This window comes from Acidisarcina sp. (assembly GCA_035539175.1).
Lineage (GTDB): Bacteria > Acidobacteriota > Terriglobia > Terriglobales > Acidobacteriaceae > JANXZS01.
Map to the genome: position 1 here is coordinate 512,118 of DATLIY010000008.1, position 20,114 is coordinate 532,231.

Below are 20,114 nucleotides of genomic sequence, written 5' to 3' on the forward strand. Positions count from 1 at the left end.
ATACCCCAATCATCCGTGGTCCGCGGAGGCGGCTATTTGTTAGTAGCAGAAAACAACTGATCGCTTATCTTCAAGGCGGCGGCCACGACCTGATCCATATTGTAGTATCGGTACTGGGCTAGTCGTCCGACAAAAAATACGTCCCGTTCTCTCCTGCTTAGCGTGCTGTACTTCTGGAACACTTCTTGGTTTTCCGGCCGTGGAACCGGGTAATAGGGTTCGCCCTCGTCTTCAGGGTACTCGCGAACAATCGAAGTACCTCTGAGTTTCTGGCCGGTCAGGTGCTTGAATTCGGTGATGCGTGTGAATTTCTGGTCATTTGGGTAATTAACCGTTCCAACCAACTGAAACTGATCTACCCCGGACAGGTGCTCATGGTCGAATCGCAGCGAGCGGTAGGGCAGCCTGCCTAGTTGATACTCGAAGTATTCATCGATTGGGCCGGAGTAAAAGAGCAGATTCCAAGACGACTGTTTGCGGAACTCGCGGAAATCTGTACCGAGCTGAACGCGAATATTGCGATGATCGAGCATGCGCGCAAACAGCTTGGTATATCCTTCCGCGGGCATCTTCTGGAATGAGTCAGTGAAATAGCGATCATCGGTGTTGGTACGAACAGGAATACGTGCGGCAACGCTGGCGCTCAATTCGGAGAGGTCCAGCCCCCACTGTTTGCGTGTATATCCGCGGAAAAACTTATCACAAAGGTCGCGACCTACACTGGATAGAACCACGTCTTCACTGGTACGGATGGGATCACGCGGCTCTCGTACGCGATCGAAGAACGCTGCGACACCCGCTTCGTCCAAACAAAGCCTGTAGAGGCTATTCACAGTGGTTTGGTTAATAGGAATGGGGTAAAACTCGTCACCTACCTTGGCCAGAACGCGATGTTCATACGATAGCCAATCAGTAAATCTGGAAAGGTATTCGGAAACCACAGCAGCGTTTGTGTGAAATATGTGCGGCCCATAACGATGCACTAAAACACCGTGGCGATCCAGTTCGTCGAAGGCATTGCCGCCGATGTGCTCACGTTTGTCGATAACCAGCACCGTTCTACCTGCTGAGGCGCAGCGCTCGGCAATCACACTGCCGGCGAATCCGGCACCTACTACAAGAACATCAACCTTCATATGGATAGTTTTTCTCCAACGTAAATCCGAATGTCGTGACAACGCAGGACGAGAAACATCGCGGTTGTGACGAAAATCTCCGTTAGAAGCACAGAGGCACCCGCTCCACGCGCTCCAAATAGATAAATGAGAGGGCCTGCAAGAGAAACGTTAAACAACCCCGCGACAATTAATATTTGGCTGAATTGCTTATCAAGGCCGAACGGAATCATCGTCTGAACACCCAGCACGTTGCTTATGGCTAGGAGGAAAGGCAGGAGCGAGATCCAGCGAATGATCGGGACACTTCCGGTTGCTGCTTGCCCGAAACAGATCAATGCAACAGACCGGGCGAAGAAAAGGAGGATGAACGAGCCGAAAAGTGTGATGGTTCCCGTCCACAATAGTATGCGGGAGGTGAAGCGTGCCACTAGATCACGAGAGCGAATTGCCAACGCGTTCACATGTGGAAACACTGCCTGGCTGATCGGGGCAATGAGACCTAGTGCTGCACGGATCAACTTTTCGGCAGTGCTGAAGTAACCTGCCTGGAGATTCCCGGCGAGGAGTCCCACTAAGAACACGTTCGTATTCGTGTAAAGGCTCACAGCGGCCTGCGAGATGAACAGATGCCATCCCTCCACCAATGCCAGCCGCAGGTCACCTAAGGTCGGCCGAACAAAGCGCAGTGGAAATCCCTGGAAGGCAATCCATAGCCCAACCATGCCGCCAACCACTGGCGCAATCGATTGGATTGCGAGAGCCAGGAGAGCGTCAGAGGGACGATGCACAAAGGCAAATAATGCAATCGCCCCTAATAGCTTAGATACTCCGACAATAGCTGAGATGTACCTCATCTTTTCCATTCCCTGGTAGAACCAGGTTGGGAATAAAACATTTCCGACCACGGCGGCATAAGCGACAAAGAAAAATGCGCTATCGTGATGGAACCGCGGTACCGAGGTGATTACTGCCAACAGGATCAGCGCTCCAACTAGCGCAAGAAATAGTTTGATCACCATTACCGAGCAAAAAATGAGCGAAACACGCGCATGGTTATCGCTCTGATTAGCGATGGAGCGGGTTGCTGAGAAGTTGAATCCGTAATCGGTCAGAACCGAGAAGTACTGTGCAAAAGACTGGGCAAAAGCCATCAGGCCATACATATCCATTCCCAGGACGCGGACTAAATAGGGTAGTACCGCCAATGGAATGATATAGTTGAGCCCCTGTAGAACATATAGCGATAGAATGCTCTCCGTCAGGCTACGGCGTGCGTCAGAGTCGTGTGGCTCCATCATGGGAAGTTGACGAGCATTTTTTGTGTCACAAACTGACACGGAAGCAGGATCTTTCTCGCACGATTCGCTCACGATATCCTTCATCTCTTAACAAAGAGGACTTTGCTGAGAATTTATAGTCTTACTCCAACTTATGGATCATCCGCGAGATGCTGAAATCCGGATGGGAGCAAGGCCATGAAAATGCCCCAATCGCGAAAAACAGCATGAACCACGCAGGACCAGGACCGAAAGATACATGCGCCATCCCAGCTATGCGTCAGGCCGAGCCGTAGGCTAGTTAAATAGGCCACTTCTGGCCGTGGAAATCGTATGATCGCCGCCGTCGAAGATCTATTTTAAGCTAACTCTGCGATTCAAGTGTGAATGGCATGCTGCCTAATACGACGATTTCGAACGGCGTCACCTCTGCTGCTGGACCCAGGTCTGAAGGCCATCAGACGTGCGAAGCCGATTTTCGATGATGCCATCGAGTAGCGCGCGCGTATGAATCGCCGCGAACGGGCTAACGATTCGGACTGCCTCCCGCTTATAGGGCATCTTGATGATGTATGCCGGACGGTCGTCAAACTTACCACCATGGCTGGCTTTCTGCTCTTCAGGAGTCCATTGCAGCGACGAAGACCAGATGAGCTTGGTCCGCCAGGAATGGTCTCCCATCACAATGACAGCGGACGAGTCCCACTGTCCATGCTGCTCCAAAAGTTTGCGAACATGGTCAAGGTATTGATCCGCAAGGGCGAGGTTGTCAATGTAGGAAGAATGGGTGGTGGTGAAAGACCCACTCTTGCGGTCATAGATACCGCCTGGGTGAGGGATCGGCATGTGCAGGAAGGCGAAGTCCAAAGAGGGATCAGCGAGAAGAGTATCACCAGCGGCTAGAAGGTCGCGATAATCGGAGATGTGCATCTCTGCTGCGCTGGTTTCAGCGGCTGAGGGACCAGGTCGAAACCGCAGATGCATTAATACAGAAGAAAGGACTTGTCGAAGGGGACTCACAACATTTGCTGGGATAGATTTCTCCGAGGAAATGCTTCCGGGGTATAGGAAGCGAGATGCCCAGGAGCACCGATCCAGTACCTGCGAGAGAATGCGGCAATAGGGGTTATACCAGCCGACGACAGCAGTGCTGTAGCCACGATTCAACGCATCCTGAAAGACGGTCTGGTGGGGATCGAAGGCCTGCCACGCTCCTGATAGCGGGTTGTGCAGGGATTGCAGTTGGCCATCGGCTGAAACGTTGAGTCGATCGACGGGCAAGCCCGTCATAAGCGAGGGAACTACCTCTTCGGTAAATATGCCGGCAGGAATTGTATGAGTAAAGATCGTGGATTGCATTGCGAGCCGATCAAATGCCGGAAGTTGCAGGCGTGGAAAGCGCTGCTCATAGACCTGCTGGTAGGAGAGTTCATCGAACAGTATCCAAACGATGCGCGTTCGTGATGCGGCGCTTCCTGACACGATTTGCCGTTGGTGTAATTGGGGAGACGAATCCAAATTCCGCGCCTGCCAACCGAACCAAAGTAGCTGAATCAGTACTAGGACTCCAATCGGAGCCGAGGAGCTCAGTAGAGTTGCCGCGAGACGCTGGACCGAGTTGAAGACGAGATAGAAGCTAGACCGCCGTCCGAGACAAAAAACAGTAGTAGAGAAGACGCACGGCACAAGCAAGACAGGGAGGCTAATCGATCGTGGCATCATCCACCCCATTAGAGATGCTGTGTTCTTCATTAGCACCCAGGGGAGAAATAAAATGAGGCCCGACCATATCGGAATGCGAAAAGAGGTGCACTTTTCAGCGAGCAGTAGGAGTCCAGCCAGCACAATCCATAAAAGACCAACTTCAAGCCCGACAGCGAAAAACAGCGAGCGTGCTGATCCGCTCAGATGGTAAACCGTATAATGTGTGGGAGAAACGAGTGGACCAGTGAGGAAGAGCGTACAAAGAGTGGCTGTGCCAAACGCCACGATGGCTGGATGAGTGAACTTCTTCACGACTACCTTCTTTGGAAATGTATGAGGATGCGGTTGTTTGCCAGCTTGGTCTCTGCAACCACGGTGAAGTACTTTGCAAAAGCGGCGCGGAAGGTAGCTTCTGTAATGTGCGCATAGAGAGCGCCACGACCACGAAGAAGTTCTTGAAACTTTGCATCGCTCGGCGGCACCCACTCGACGATGAGGTCGCGCGTGGTAATGTTGCTGCAAAGGGCGGCGATTTGCTCCAGCGGCACCTGACTTCGCAGAAGAAGATGATGCAGCACGGCCAGCATCATCACCATGTTGAAGTGCCCATCACAACGATCGAGGAATGACGCGCTTTCGCGGTTTTCCCATCCCGCAGCGGGCGTAGGATGCGAAAGGTCAACACAGAGTGGGAGGATGTTTTTCCCGCTACTGCCCAGGTTCGTGCAAAGTTGATCTACCGTTTGGAGATCGGTGTCGATGGCCACAACTTCTGCGCCTGCATCCGCAGCGAGCGCAGAATAGATGCCGGTGTTCGAGCCGACATCCAGAACTCGCTCGGGTTTGCTCGCGGCCAAAGTGCGAACGACAAAATCCCGCTTCCCCGCGTGATCCTCCGCGCTGTAATGGGTTGCAGTCTGGGCATAGTCCGACCAGGTAGACGCGTGACAGGAAGGAGTGACCTTCCGCATACCGCTCAGCAACCGGTCGAGAGTCTTGAGAATGACCTGCTTCGCAATGTCCGCATCTTTCATGGAAGGGGCGGCAAGGTTGGCAGTCCCGATGCTTGTCCGTCCTGCTAGGAGCATCGGCAGCGTGACGGCCGATAGGGCGGGTTGGCGCAACCGCATGTGCCAGGGGAGGGCGGAATATATTTCTTCCGGCTCATAACCGTCCCGGCGTAAAAGAGTCGCATTGAGGGGCCAGCCAAGCCTTTGGTACGCCAGCATGGGTAGCAGGAAGGTCCGGACAAATTGCCCGTAAGCGAGCCAGATTGGCTGATGCGGTTCTGCGCGGCGGATGGAAAGCACGTCGACAAACACCGGTTGCATGCCCCGGAAAAGGATGTTGAGAGGCGTTGCATCCTGAAGAATCCAGCCTTCCCTTATCAGGTCACCGCAGAGACTAAGCGTCAGTTCCGCAGCGGCTAGCCACAGCTTAGGTGGCCACTCCCACGGATAAGTGCGGAAAGAGATGAGGGGGTGACGAAGCATCATTCCCTGGACACCAGGCGAAGAGGCGACGATGTCGCTGGCTACAAGCTTTCCCTGCGCGACAAGAGCGGTGGCCAGCGGCGTCCGCAGGAAGGCGATCATCTCCGTGCCATGAGGAGCATAGATGCTGCGGTATGCTCCATCGTGCCTTATCTCCACGCTACCCGCGGGGTCACGAAAGGTGTGGAATCGAGGCGAAGTATTCAACTCCGCCATATCAGTGAAACTCTTTCGGAGGAGCCGTCTCGCCGTGTTCTGATTTTGTAAAAAGCGCCTTTAAGCGCCGACGAAAATAAAATGCCGCACCTGTGACCAGGGCACTAACACTCTGGAACATGAGGAGACTCGAACCCGGGTCCACATAGGCATATGCTCGTTTTTCACAACTAAGGCTAAGGCAAAGGAATAAGGCAAATGTCACAAGTGCATATCGCAGTTTCAAAATCATCAAATTCCTCAAAGCAAAAAGAGGTGCGCTTTTTGGCTAAGTGTTTGATTGGTTAGACCGGAAACCTGCTCAAAAAGTTGCGGTGGGCTCCTTTTGGAGCTGCCAATCAAACCCGTTGACCAATCAAATCCGTTGACCAATCAAATCCGTTGACCAATCAAGATCGTTGACCAATCAAGATCGTAGATCCGAAATAGATCTGACCGTTCGACTGCATCGGCGACGCGGGAGTTCGTTGTCCCGGATGTACTCAGATTTCCGATATGGGAATTCGGAACGCGCCTCAGCGCCTGAACAGTCAGCCCACAGAGCGCCTTATATGGATGGCAACAAAGCCCGGCGCGGGATCGATACCGATCGGCGTATTCGTGCAGCAGCCGGGAGGGATCAGTAAGGCTCGAATCGCTTCCGCTTGCTCATGATCGGGGCAATTGCGGTTGGCTACGCCGGCGAGGAACAAGACATTGCCTGAGCACATGGCGGAGATGCAATCGACGATTGACATTCGGCTGAGATCGGCGCCTGCCTGGTCAACTGGTCATCCTCCCCCAAAGATTCCGATTCTTGAGCTTCTTCCTGTCGGGCCCATTCTTCGGAAACGAATTCCATCCCGGATTCACTATCTGGACCTGAAGGTAACGAGAGAGAGGACTTCATGCCCCATACATGGCAGCCGCCCTTCGATCCACAGGCCTCCGAGAGCGATGACAACAAGAAGGCTCTTGCAGTCCACATTGCTCTTTTGCCAAGAGGTTCAATGGGCTCTCTGGTTTACTTTTCGGGTAATCGCTGGGACACGGGAAATCATCGCGCGGGGAATGTGGATCACGCCGTGTTGTTCGATTACGGCAGTCGATCCGTGATACGGCCGGGATCTCCGCAGGGGGCGGGTGGTCTCGATCCAAACAATTATTACGATCTGTTCTGCAGCGGCCACGCTCTGCTCGCCGATGGACGCCTGATGGTGGCGGGTGGAACCAGCGCAATGGCCGTGGACTCGACAAATCCGCACAATGGCCACTGGGGCGGACTGCGCGAGGCGTTTGTCTTCGACCCTGCGGCTTCCCCACCGTGGCAGCGCATCGCGGACATGAACACATGTCCCGTCGCGGGTTTTGAAGGACAAGGGGGCGGCCGCTGGTATCCAAGTCTGATTACACTCCCGGACGGGTCGGTTCTCGCATTGTGCGGCCATCCGCGAATCTTTAATAGCAGCTTCGACGAGGCCGACCCAGCAACCTATCCATCGACGGAAGACGATCCGCGCCACGACAACAACTCACCGGACCGATACCGGCCTTGCATCAACAACTGGGAACAGCTTAACCCCGCGGGGCTGGGTGAGGGTTTTCAGCATGACTTCGCCGTCTTCTATCCGCGCGCACACGTGCTGCCTTCAGGACTGCTGCTAATCGTTCAGCCTCTATACAACAATGTCGACTCAATCGATCCGACATTGACCTGGGCGCTCAAATCCATTGTCTACGATCCTGATGGTCAAACCGTTATCGCTGGATTCCCCGGTCCGCAGGTAATCGAGGGCGACTATCTCAATCCAGGATATGCGGCACAGCCGACTACGTCGGTTCTGTTACCACTGATGCCCGAGCAAGACTACAAGGCGACGGCTCTTGTGTGTGGCGGAGTAAAAGCGGCCACGGCAACGGTCGTAGCAGGCAGCGAAGGCTCCTCCGCCTGGACAGCGACTTCGGCGCGGCAGGCGTTTTACTCGCAGGCCGGTACGATGGTTATTCCTCCGCGTGCCCATTCGGTTGCGACGTTGTTGCCCACCGGCGAGGTTTTCGTTTCCGGCGGCATCAATCAATGGGCCGCGAATCCTCCCGCAGGACAGAGCTTCGATCAAGCCTTCGCCGTCCTCGTGCCCGAAATTTATAACGCAGCTACCGATTCGTGGACCGCTTTGACCGATGCGCCCGCCACGGTGCCCCGCGGCTACCATTCAGTAGCTTTGTTGATGCCGGACGGCCGCGTGCTGACCACCGGGTCGGAGAAGAACAATATCTTCGGAGCTCCCAGTTCGGAGTTTCGTATGGAGATTTTCGAGCCCGACTACATCGCTTCTCCGAACCGGATGACGATCACTCACAATCCTCCCAGCGTCAGTTATGGGGATACTTTTCAGGTTCATTACCAGCTAAGCCCCGGAACCACCTTTCCGACTGTTGCACGAGTGGCCGTAATCCGGTACGGCTCGGTCACGCATGCCTTCAACTACGACCAGCGCTACGTGGGCCTCGAATTCCAGGTCGTCGGCGCTGGCCTTTTGCAGGTGGTTGCTCCGCCCAATGCCGCGGTTGCGCCTCCGGGCTACTACATGCTCTGGCTGCTCGACAGCGGCGGTCGCCCTTGTGTGCAAGCGGGCGTATTGCGGATCGGCTCCCAGCGCATGTACGCGGAGATGGACAAGTCCGTCATCTCAATCTACGACGTCCAGGCAAACCAAATACCAATCTTCAACACAACGACTTATACGCGCGCTTTCTACGCGGTCTTCGACGGGTTCATCGCAAATGAAATCGACGCGCTTTCGGTGAGCGCGACGTTCTCGCAGGCCGGCATATCCGCGGTCCTCTCATCCTCCTGGCCTGTTCCCAACCCCGCGCTTGAGAATCCGGACGCGCCGCAACTCATTCAGCGCACGATCTATGCCTTTGATCTCATGTTCGAAGGCACCGACGCCTTCAATGGAATGTCGGGCGCCGACTCCATCCGATCCGTGGATGTCCATATCGCGGCGGGCGATTATCAGTGCTCTTCAAAGCTTGAATTGGTGATGGAACCGAGCCCGTTCATGCTCGACGGAGATCCCTCCTGGTTGAGCGAAGATATACGGGTCTTCCAGGTGACGCCGCAAAGTTCGTCATCCTATTTCCCGGGGTCTTCATGGACCAACCCCACCGACTACATCGCGCAGATGCTGACTTGGCTGAATGAGGATATATCTCGCGGTGAAAACCTCTTCTCGATTCTCACGACAGATGAGCAACTGAGCGCGCTGAGCCTGCTGCCCACCACGGACGGGACACCGACCGGAACGCCAATCTACAACTTCGCGCTCGCTCGCGTGCGGCTGGATAGCAAGACGCAACAGGCGAGGTTTGTCCGGGTTCTCTTCCGGCTATTTCGAACGCAGCGGCCGTCCCTCAACTACAACACGGCAACAATCTATCGACGCGCCGTCAGCCCGATTATGGAATCTGGCAGCGAAGTGACCGAGGATGCGATTCCCCTGCTCGGCGTGGAGACTCCGGATATCATCTCCATCCCATTCTTCGCCAACCCGCGAAACTCAGCCACCCAGGACATGGCGCAACAGGCGGATGCACCGAATCTGCTGACCTTGCCCGCTGGCGGTGGGGAACAGGTGCGCTTCTTCGGCTGCTGGCTCGACATCAATCAGCCGACCCAGAAGCGATTTCCGCGCTATCCAGGCTCGGCGACTACCTTCGGCGGCGTTCCAGCCGGCGATCTTCTCAGTATTCAAGAGCTAATCACGGGGTTCCATCAATGCCTGGTTGCAGAGGTTCATTACAAACTCGACCCGGCTTCCCCGGATCTTCCGCTTCCAGGCGACTCGCCTTCGAGCACAGACAAGCTCTCGCAACGCAACCTCGCCTTCACTACATCCTCCAATCCAGGCGTTACCGCGACGCGGACTATTCAACACTCCTTTGAGTTGAAAATCAGCGCTGGCGCAACTGGGCTCGGGGTGAGTTCAACTGGGGGCAGGAGATTTTCCCGCAATCGACTACCCGGCATCGATGCCCTTGTTCTTTGGTGGAACACTATCCCGCGCGATGCGGTTGCGGACGTATATCTTCCGAATATTTCGGTAGCTGAGATTCTGGCATTGATACCCTCGACCTACGCACAAACTTTGATTGCGCTAGACGACCACACTCTGCGCTGCATCGGCCTCGGTGATTGTTCAGTAATTCCTCTGCCGGAGTCTGTTCGCGGCCGGACCGTTCCCGGTCTGCTCACAGTCCGTCTGCCACTCGGGGTGAAGCACGGTCACGTTTACCAGCTCATCGGTCAGCAATTTGCCGGGACGCAGCAGATCTCGGGTGCTTTCGAAATACGTGTTCTAGTCGACAAGGATAAGTCCAAACTACTCGTCGAAGATAAGGACAGCCTGGCTATCCTAATGCACTCGCTTGCCCTCACACCGACAAGCGACCGCTGGTTTCCAATCCTCACGCGAATGGTCGCTGAGCTCTCCGATCGCGTAAAGGCTTTGGGAGGGAATCCCAGCACAGTCTTGCCTTCTCCCTGGGGAGCGGGACCGCATCGCCCCATCGTGATACATGGTCCCAAAGAAAGGGGCTGCAAACCACCGAGATACCCAAAACATCCGGAACCCGCGGACGAACCATGTCAGGAACCCTGCCATGAGACGTGCAACGAAGATTCCGTCCGCGTCAGCGGAGAGATCGTCCTGCCGGTAGGAACCGAAGTGGACATGCACATCGACGCAAAAATCTCTGTGCGCGCACGCAAGTCACCGAGCTAGGATTTATCCGCCCCGTGATCAGGAAACTTCAACGCCAGCATTCGTGCTGTGACTGTATCAACCAGACTTGGCTCGAAGACTGTCCGCAAAGCCATGATCACTTCGACTCCGTGCTCTGTAACAGTCTTCAGCCCCACAGCATTCCGGAGCACAACGCCCATAGGTTACGTTCGTTTCCTTGACAATCCAAAATCGCCGCACATACTCTTTTCGCGCGCATGGAATCGTTTCCATTGCGTCTGCTATTCGCATTGCAGATCCCAATCCCCCCTGCAAAGGAAGAGCTATGGCCGTTACCCGTCGAGAATTTATGGTCCTGAGTGGCGCTGCCCTCGGGGCAAGCGCTGTGCATGGCACAGCTTTTTCACAGACTGCCACCGAGTCGAACGGGGGCCTCTACTGGCCCACCGGCCAGGCTCTGCCCACGTTTCCTGCGGCGATCTCCCTGGACGCTGCCGATCTGTCCTCGTTGTCCGGCGATGAGCAGGGCCTGCTGGCCACCTTCCAGGGCGTGGTGAATCGCACGCAGCCTCGCCTGTACTTCTACTGGGGAAGCGACCCCACGAACCTGGAGTGGCTGAATACGATTCAGTTGCCCCATACAATCACGACGGATCCCTGGTCTCTGTTCACGAAGTACCGCTCCGAGATCAAAGGAGCAGTACTCTACGACACCAACGTTCCAGACACGGTGAACCTGGCGACCACCATGGCGGGCATGAAAGGCGGAGTGATTGCGACCGCAGATCTGGCGGCGATCCATAACCTGCCGATCATCGAAGACCTGCAGGGACGCTTTACCAGCAAGCTCCACGTGTATCAGTGGGCGCTGGCTAATGTATGGCCGAAGGTGACGAACCGACTGTTGACGGCAATCGGCCCGACGAATCAGCAGGCGGTTCCGAACGTGAATTGGACGACCCTGCTGAAGGTTTCGCAACCCGTCACAGACGCCTCGAATAGGGGAACATACACCGCCGATCTTTCAGGGCAGCTCGGAGGGGAGAGCGTCTATGTCCGCTACCAGGATGCTTATCCCGGCGATGGATGGGGGCCCTCGGTTTCGCAGGTAACGATCACCGCAGACGGATCCGTGATTGCGTCCTTCCAGCCAGGTACGGATGCGGAGAAGCCGTTCTTGTTCGACCCGGACAGTTCCCAATTGGCGTCAGGATGGCGGTTTGCCGACGGAAACAACTACTTCATCTACAAGTTCACTCCACCCGCCGGAACCACGCAGCTGACCCTTTCGACGGTGATGTGGAACGAGTACCTTGTGACCGCGACGAACACGGCGCCCACCATTCAGGTTGCAAACCCAAACTTCCGCGATTACATTGCGGCAACCAATGCGCCGGTTTTCTGGCTGGATCCCGAAGTGACGGAAGAAGCCGCATTGTTCACGCAGATTCTCCAGACCGTGCAGCCTGATACTCCGTATCTTGGCTGGTTCCCGCACGGCCATGAGATGACGGGCGTGACGCTCTGCGGCCAGAACTCGACCGTCGTGGTTGCGGCGGATTTCTTCTACAACGCAAGCGCCTTCAGTGGCGTACGGGCGACGATCGCGGACAGCCAGCCAGTGGTGGAAAAGCCGAAGCTGGAGAACAAGATTTATCTATCGTTGACCATGGTGGAAGGCGACAACATCCAGTACAATCAGCACCGCATGCGCCAGATGTGGGACGATCCGGGGCGCGGCGCGGTGCCGCTTGGGTGGAGTATCAGCGTCCTGCTGCTGGACATTGCGCCGGCCATGTTGAGCTACTTCCAGCAGACGCAAACCATCAACGATTTGCTGGTGGCGGGGCCATCCGGCGCGGGTTATACGTACCCAGCAGTCTGGCCCTCGACAACTCTGCCGGGATTCGTACAGCGCAGCGGATCCTACATGGCCAAAACGGGGATGCAGGTGCTGTTTGCCTACAACCGCAACGGCAGCACCGATCTGGCTTTGAGCAGCGGGCTGGTGGATCTGTACAACAAGTATGTTCCCGGCCTTCAGGGGATCATGTACAACTACGAATCCACGAGTGTTCCAAGCATGGTCGATGGCGTTCCGGTCGCAACTTTGTTAGGCGTGAACGATACGAACAGCGGTACTTCCGCGCTGTCGTCCATAGCCGCAGGTTGGGACGGCACAAGCCCGTTGTTCGTGGCTGCAGGCCTTGAGTCGTGGAACATGACTCCCACGGACGCCAAGAACCTTGTGAATTCGCTGGGGTCAGAGTTCGAAGTGGTTCGCCCTGACGTGTTTTTCCAGTTGATCAAGCAGGCAATGAAGGGCTAGTCGCGCATGGGATTTTCGGACCCTGTGCGGGTGCCCTCGTGAACACCAGGCAAGCCTTTGCGAAACAGCAAAGGTTTGCCTGAATCCATAAGCTGTAGACGGACTTCTGCGCGACAGATCAGTGCGTACCCGAGTTCCCCGCACTCCATCGGCGTCTACTTCGCCAACAATCCTTGGTTGTGCTCGAAGCTGATCGTGCGCGTCACTTTCCATACACCATCCTTGTTCTGCCACAGCGTCACAAACTTGGCATCCCCCACACCATCCTCTGGGCGTCCGGGGTGGTGGAAGCGATGTATCCCGATCTCCACCGCTCCATATCCCTTCAGCGGGTAGACCTCCAGTGTGTCCAGCAGCAGCGCCCGCTCCACCTTTCCGCAGACGTTCTGCTTAATGGCCGCGAGAAACGGCGCTTTCCCCACGGATAGCCCTGTCTGGTCGTGATAGAACTCCAGGTCGTCAGATACCATCGCACCTAGCGTCGTCAGATCGCAGTGGTTATAGGCATCGAAGAGCTTTGTATCCAGGGACTGTATCGTCTTGAACAGAGGGCCGGATTGTCCACTGGATTGAGCGCGGACCGGAAGGGTGAAAAGAGATACAAGAACAGGCAAAGATAGGAGCAGAAATCTTCTCAAGTTCATAGCGGTTCCCTCCCGAGAATAAGACTGCCTGTTTATACGTATCGTGGACCCGAGCGGTTCAGGCAATGAGGGTGTCCGCGTGCATTTACTTGCTTTCGAATCTCGGCGCTGGGCGGCAGCTACAGTTGATGACAGACCGCTGGATCCTGTAGATGTGTCCAAGCCCTGGGAAGGAGATGTGCGTCGCGGTGACTGACTTCAAAACTCCATACATACAGATATTCACTATCTCAAGCACTCGTCACTGCCGCAGGAGACGAGGCTTGAGCACAAACCCACTGGAAGGGATCACATCCACTGCCGATAGTTTTACTGTACGAAACAAACTTAAGATCTGACGCGACACCTAGGGTGCGTGTTTAGGAACAGCGTAGTTCAAGAAGATTCGCGTTTCTCGTCCGAAATTGCTTCAGTCAAACAAGCAGGCGCTACCAGCGGAGCAAATGTAAAAATGAAACGCTTGGCTTCGAGGGTATTGAGTGGACGTTCATGTTGACACGCCTTTGTACAGCAAATTAGAAGGCTCGTGAACAAAACCACACCGTGCTAACGCCTTCTAGCCATTAACAAAAGCAGAAGGCTTAGGAGAGCCCTATGCTTGCGAAACGAGGTTGGATAACATTCTTCGCCATCGCCTGGATGTTCGTTCTGCTGATAAGCGCGACGATCAGCCATGCTCAAGTCAGCTACACGACGTCGTGGGTAGCCAACACGTATTCGACTACCCCCACGTACGTGGGGAACGCCATGCGGTCAATGTGGGTCGCCCCGGAAGGCGTCGTCTATACCGCATCCATGTGGGACGAGAGCCAGGGAAGTATCAATATTTACCAGAACGGCCAAAAAACAGGCTCCATAGGCGCTCATGGGGAAACCCAGGGCGGTGCGATCAGTGGCGATGCCACCGACATCTTCGCCGCGCTGCAATTCAACACCAGTCTTGGCGGCAGCGGCTATATAGGCCGATACAATCGGAGCACCAAGACGCGGGATCTGACGTGGTCCGCGAGTTCAGACACGACCGAGCGGCGCGCGGACGTGATCACGGGGATCGCTGACACCGGCACGCTCGTATATGTCAGCGACCATCCCGACAACCTGGTGCGGTGCTACACGACCGCTGGGGTATGGCAATCGGATTGGAGCCTCACGGATCCCGGCGCGATCGCCGTCGACGGATCAGGAAACATATGGGTCGCCCAGATGAATGAGGGCACGATCCAGGAATTCGCCCCATCGGGAAACATGCTGAACACCATCAATATGGGCTCCAGCGCGCGGCCTTCGGCGTTGTACTACGACAGCGCCAATAGCCAGTTGATGGTCGGCGACCAGGGGCCGAACATGAACATTCAAATCTACGGAAATCTGTCGACCGCTCCATCCCTGGTGGGCACGTTCGGCGTGCAGGGCGGATATCTGGACACGACTACGGGAGTCAAGGGGCAAACGGGGGACAAACGATTCACGCGCGTAGTCGGTATCGGGAAGGACAGCTCCGGAAACCTGTATGTCCTCAACAATCCTTGGGGAGGAACCTGGGACCTGGGACGAAACGGGAAGACCGATATCCACGCTTACAACAGTTCCGGCGTGCTGCAGTACACGCTGCAGGGGCTGAACTTCGAAGGCAACGGCGCTTTCGACCCCGGCACAGATGGCGCGTATTTGTATAGCGGCCAGGACGTTTTCACCGGCTCGGGCGGGAGCGGATACGTGGGTAACAGCGTCGATTCGCTTGACTATCCGACGGATCCGCGCGTGGACGTGACCAACAACAGCCGCGGATTCGATTTTGGCATCATGACGAGCGTGAACGGCCATCGAATCCTTGCCTCTACCGGCCAGAATCCAGACCTTTTCATATTCTCCTACTTCCCCACCAACCAGTATGCGTCGATTCCCTTCGGCACCCTCCCGGGCCAGACCAGTCCGCCGGGCTATACCAACTACTTCAACACGACAGCCCGGGTCCGGAATGGATTTTCCCTCGACACGAACGGAGATATCTGGGTGGGGTTGGACAAGACCAACGCGATCACCCATTACCCGCTGACTGGTTTTGACGCCAATGGCGTGCCGATCTATGGAACGCCGACAACCACGCCGACGCCGTCAACCATCGCGCCCCTGGGCGGCATCGAGTACATCCCGTCCACCGACACGATGATCTTGATGAACGCGCTGTCCACTGATTGGACCTCGCTGGGCGGCCGCGTCGAGGTGTACCACGGCTGGAAGGCGGGCAACACCACCAATCCCAACCCGGTCATCACCCTGAAGACCTCACAGAACCCCAAGGGACGGGCGGCAGCGGGTAATTATCTGTTCATCTCGTATGTCCATACCGTGCCCGATATCGACGCCTATAACCTTACGACCGGCGCCGATGACCTGACGATGACCAGCGCCGATCCCAACGTGGCTGTGGGCAACGATGTGGATTCGATGTACGGCATCCGCGCTTATCAAAAAAATAATGGCCAGTATCTGGTCAGCAAGGACAACTACAACAACAACTCAATCATCGTCCACACGATGACCGTCGGCAACCCGACGCCGGACTTCAGCATATCGGCCACGCCGAGTTCGCAGACGGTCACACAGGGAAACGGCACCACCTACACCACGTCGATCAGTGCACTGAACGGCTTCACCGCCACGGTGAACCTGAGCGTCAGCGGGTTGCCTACCGGTGCGACGGCAAGCTTCAATCCGACGTCGGTCGCCGGTTCGGGGAACTCGACGCTGACGGTTTCAACAGCAACGACAACTCCAGCAGGTACCTACACACTGACGATCACTGGTACCAGCGGCAGCCTGTCGCACTCGACGACGGTGACGTTAGTCGTCCAGGGGCCGCCGGACTTCAGCATATCGGCGAGTCCGAGTTCGCAGACGGTGACGCAGGGAAATGGCACCACCTACACGGCGTCGATCAGCGCGCTGAACGGCTTCGCCGCCACGGTGAACCTGAGCGTGAGTGGGCTGCCTACCGGGGCCACGGCAAGCTTCAACCCGACGTCGGTCGCCGGCTCGGGAAACTCGACGCTGACGGTCTCAACAGCGACGACAACTCCAGCAGGTACCTACACTCTGACGATCACCGGCACCAGTGGCAGCCTGTCGCACTCGACGACGGTGACGTTAGTCGTCCAGGGGCCGCCGGACTTCAGCATATCGGCGAGTCCGAGTTCGCAGACGGTGACACAGGGCAATGGCACCACCTACACCACGTCGATCAGTGCACTGAACGGCTTCACCGCCACGGTGAACCTGAGCGTCAGCGGATTGCCTACCGGGGCGACGGCAAGCTTCAACCCGACGTCGGTCGCCGGCTCGGGGAACTCGACGCTGACGATCTCGACAGCGACGACAACTCCAGCAGGGACCTACACTCTGACGATCACCGGCACCAGCGGAACCCTGTCGCACTCGACGACAGTCACTCTGGTTGTCAACGCAGCCACAGGTAGTCTGCCGGCGGGTTGGACGGATCAAGACATTGGAAGCGTGGGCATCGCCGGCAGCGCTACCTACAGCAATGGCACGTTCACGGTGAACGGTTCCGGGACCAGCATTAGCGGCACGGCAGATCAGTTCAACTATGCATACCAGGCCGCAGGCACGAGCTACACAATCACGGCCAGGGTTGTCAGCATGACCAACACCAACAGCGGAGCGCAGGCGGGCGTGATGATCCGCGAGACGCTCGCCACCGGTTCAACGATGGCGAACATCAACGTCACACCGTCGAACGGCGTCACCTGGGTCTATCGCACGGCCACCAACGGCGGCACGAGCGGAAGCAGAACCGCCGGCCTCGTAGCACCCTATTGGGTTCGCGTCGTGCGCAACGGCAGCACCTTCACCGGTTATTTTTCACCGGACGGGGTGAACTGGACCCAACAGGGCACAGTGAGCATATCGATGGCGAGCAACGTGTATATCGGATTGGTGGTCAGCAGTCGGACCAACTCCCAGTTATGCACGGCGACCTTCGATAACGTGTCCGTCACCACGCCTTAGCTCGGCGAAAGCAGGGCAGAACCGCCTGAAATCTCGCTCGTCCTGGGCGAGATTTCGGCGGTGAGGTTGAAGTCCTGTTAATCACACCGCGGAAAAATGTAGGACAAATTGACGAAAAGGTTTCGGCCTTGTTCCGGAAGACAACTCCATTCCGGCAGGGATTGCGCGCGTAAGAGAAACTCCGAATACTCTCGTGCAGGGATGTTGTTGACACCGCCTTCAACCTGAAGACTCCTCGAGTGATATCCAAATATGCGCTTCAGAATCAGAGCGCACGTTCGGCTCAGACGCATGGCGGCCAGGTGAACGATGTAGTGGTGGCATAGCGTGGCCGTGGGCCAAGTGGATTACTCTGACGCACCTGAGCGTCTCCGCAAATGGCTCGCCTTCTGGTTCTTGGCACGATTGCGCCGATATTCATTCCCTGACCGGCAAAATGCGCGGTGTTTTACCAACGATTTATCGACCGCGTACACCATTACTCGTGTTTCTTGACGTCTATATAGTGTGAGTGACCTGATGATGTCCGCAGAGGGGTTGCGACAGATCCGATCGATGGGGCGCCGCTTTCGCCAGGCGAAAATGATCGCGCGTTCCCTCAAGTCGCGCCATCACCCTATCCTTGCGCACATTATTCCTGTCCGCCGCTGCAATCTTTCCTGCGCCTACTGCAGTGAGTACGATAAAGTCTCCAGCCTGGTGCCCACAGCGGAGATGCTGCATCGCATTGATCTTCTCGCCGCGCTTGGAACAGAGATCATTACATTCAGCGGCGGTGAGCCGTTACTCCACCCCGATCTTGACGAACTGATCCGGCGTATCCGCAGTCATCACCGCATTGCGACGCTTATCACGAACGGATATCTTCTGACTCCGGAGCGCATTCGACGGCTGAATCGGGCTGGCCTGGAGCACCTCCAGATCAGCGTCGACAACGTGCAACCCGATCAGGTCTCGAAAAAGAGCCTGAAGGTGCTGGACAAGAAGCTTGAATGGCTTGCCCGGTACGCGCATTTCGACATCAACATCAATTCAGTCATCGGAGCCGGCGTCGGCCACCCGGAAGACGCGCTCACCATCACGCGGCGCGCGCTCGAACTTGGATTCGATACCTCTGTCGGAGCGATTCACGATCACGACGGACAATTGCGTCCCCTGCCGGACGCGGATCGCGCCGTCTACGAGCAGATTCAACGCGAGCGCAAGCCCGGGTTCTGGGCTTTTGCCTACGACAATCTCTTCCAGAAGAATCTCGTGGCCGGCCAACCGAATCAGTGGCAATGCGGCGCAGGGAGCCGGTATCTGTATATCTGCGAGAACGGGCTCGTTCACTACTGTTCGCAACAGCGTGGCTATCCGGCCATTCCTCTCGAAAAGTACTCCGCTGCAGATCTCGAGCGCGAATACTCCACTATCAAGCCCTGTGCATCATTTTGCACCGTAAGCTGCGTCCACCGCGTTGCCATGATCGATCAACTGCGCAACACTCCTCGCGAAGCACTGGCCAGGTTCTTCCCACCGACCGCTCCAGAGGAATCCGTGCAGCTTCCATTCGGCGTCAAATTCCTCTCTTCCCTCTTTCTGCCACCCGTCGAGGGCGAAACTCAGAGCAGAGGCACGAAAGTGATCGCGGGCGCAGTGAAGAGGCTGCTCGGAATCAATTCGGCACGCCAAACGAGATAAACCGCTGCGCTTACGGCCGCTCCCAGCACCACGTCGATTGCGTAATGATACCCGCCTGCAACAGCCGCCACAGCGATCCAGAAGCTGATGGCGAGAAAAATGAGTCCTGCCATCGGGAAGTAATGCCAAACCGCCAGCGACGCCCCCAGCGCTGAAGCCACATGTGCGCTGGGGAACGAGATCGCCTGAATACTTCCCAACTTTAGAATCCACAGATTCAACCTGCGGCTCTTGGTTCTGGCTGTCTGGCTCCCCTCAACCAGGCTGCGCGGCGGCAAGGCCGGGAAGAACGGCGTGATCGCATAACAGATGTAAGTCGGGACAAGAACCAGGAACCAATACACATCTGCGTACCGCCTCAAACCGGCAAGATAAAGCGCACCCAGGCCAAGCGGCACAATGGGATAGCAGAGAAAATAGGCCCACTCCATGGACAGACGCGCCGCCCTGCCGAATTTCCACCGCGTCCAGGAGAACAGCTTGAGAAACCACCGGTCCGAGGCAGCTAGCCACGCTTCAATCTTCTTATTCGACCCGGTGAAGAACTGTCCCGTCTGCCAATAGGGAATCAGCGTGATGACTACTGGCAGCCAGTCGCGCAGAATCGCAGCCGGGGCCGGGGCCAGAAAGAACGTGGAAGCGCGTGACAAACCGACGCCGCCCAGCGCGCAAAGTGCAAGCAAACTGATCGTCCATCGCCGCTGCCGCGAAAGCGGAACCAGCCACGCTGAAATCGCAATTGCGCAGGCAAAGCCTCCCTGAATCCATTCGGACGTTCGCATCGATTCCCCGTCGTCGCAAGGCCGCGGATTTCCGCAGTGCTCCGTTCAGATTGCGGAAGCACCTTAAGGGCTAAGTAAATGCGGAGTTGGCAACGGAAGAAATGCTCCGGAG

Annotated in this window: 11 protein-coding genes; 4 read left to right on the plus strand and 7 right to left on the minus strand. The window is 56.4% G+C overall.

The features are described from left to right. Positions 1 to 32 precede the first annotated feature (32 nt). From glf to VM554_10220, 5 genes are all read right to left on the minus strand, one after another. Positions 33 to 1,136, minus strand: a complete 1,104-nt coding sequence (gene glf / locus VM554_10200) for a UDP-galactopyranose mutase (GenBank protein HVJ08745.1) — start codon at positions 1,134 to 1,136, stop codon at positions 33 to 35. Then, a complete protein-coding gene (locus VM554_10205; protein ID HVJ08746.1) occupies positions 1,133 to 2,500 on the minus strand; it encodes a flippase in 1,368 nt (455 codons plus the stop codon). Before VM554_10205 ends, glf begins: the two co-directional genes overlap by 4 nt. Positions 2,501 to 2,818: 318 nt before the next feature. Continuing rightward, positions 2,819 to 3,877: a sulfatase-like hydrolase/transferase gene (locus VM554_10210; GenBank protein ID HVJ08747.1), complete on the minus strand. Its 1,059-nt coding sequence runs from the start codon at positions 3,875 to 3,877 to the stop codon at positions 2,819 to 2,821. 536 nt (positions 3,878 to 4,413) lie between these two features. Continuing rightward, entirely contained in the window at positions 4,414 to 5,808 is a 1,395-nt protein-coding gene (locus tag VM554_10215; protein HVJ08748.1) for a class I SAM-dependent methyltransferase, read from the minus strand. A 530-nt stretch (positions 5,809 to 6,338) separates the two neighbouring features. Then, positions 6,339 to 6,545, minus strand: a complete 207-nt coding sequence (locus VM554_10220) for a hypothetical protein (GenBank protein HVJ08749.1) — start codon at positions 6,543 to 6,545, stop codon at positions 6,339 to 6,341. Positions 6,546 to 6,695: 150 nt separating this feature from the next. Between VM554_10220 and VM554_10225 the strand changes: the two genes are divergently transcribed. After that, the gene (locus VM554_10225) at positions 6,696 to 10,574 is read left to right on the plus strand and encodes a galactose oxidase early set domain-containing protein (GenBank protein ID HVJ08750.1); all 3,879 of its coding nucleotides are present in this window, start codon (positions 6,696 to 6,698) and stop codon (positions 10,572 to 10,574) included. Positions 10,575 to 10,860: 286 nt separating this feature from the next. After that, positions 10,861 to 12,864, plus strand: coding sequence for a GxGYxYP domain-containing protein (locus VM554_10230; GenBank protein HVJ08751.1), 2,004 nt, complete (start codon positions 10,861 to 10,863; stop codon positions 12,862 to 12,864). Between the two features lie 155 nt (positions 12,865 to 13,019). Here the strand turns inward: VM554_10230 and VM554_10235 are convergent, their stop codons facing one another. Next, positions 13,020 to 13,508: a nuclear transport factor 2 family protein gene (locus VM554_10235; protein ID HVJ08752.1), complete on the minus strand. Its 489-nt coding sequence runs from the start codon at positions 13,506 to 13,508 to the stop codon at positions 13,020 to 13,022. A 594-nt stretch (positions 13,509 to 14,102) separates the two neighbouring features. On the opposite strand from VM554_10235, the gene VM554_10240 reads away from it, so the two are divergent. Together VM554_10240 and VM554_10245 are read left to right on the plus strand one after the other, a co-directional pair. Beyond that, the gene (locus tag VM554_10240) at positions 14,103 to 17,537 is read left to right on the plus strand and encodes a DUF1349 domain-containing protein (GenBank protein HVJ08753.1); all 3,435 of its coding nucleotides are present in this window, start codon (positions 14,103 to 14,105) and stop codon (positions 17,535 to 17,537) included. Between the two features lie 582 nt (positions 17,538 to 18,119). Next, positions 18,120 to 19,220: a radical SAM protein gene (locus VM554_10245; protein HVJ08754.1), complete on the plus strand. Its 1,101-nt coding sequence runs from the start codon at positions 18,120 to 18,122 to the stop codon at positions 19,218 to 19,220. Here the strand turns inward: VM554_10245 and VM554_10250 are convergent. Further along, the gene (locus VM554_10250) at positions 19,142 to 20,002 is read right to left on the minus strand and encodes a phosphatase PAP2 family protein (GenBank protein ID HVJ08755.1); all 861 of its coding nucleotides are present in this window, start codon (positions 20,000 to 20,002) and stop codon (positions 19,142 to 19,144) included. The genes VM554_10245 and VM554_10250 overlap by 79 nt on opposite strands. Positions 20,003 to 20,114 lie beyond the last annotated feature (112 nt).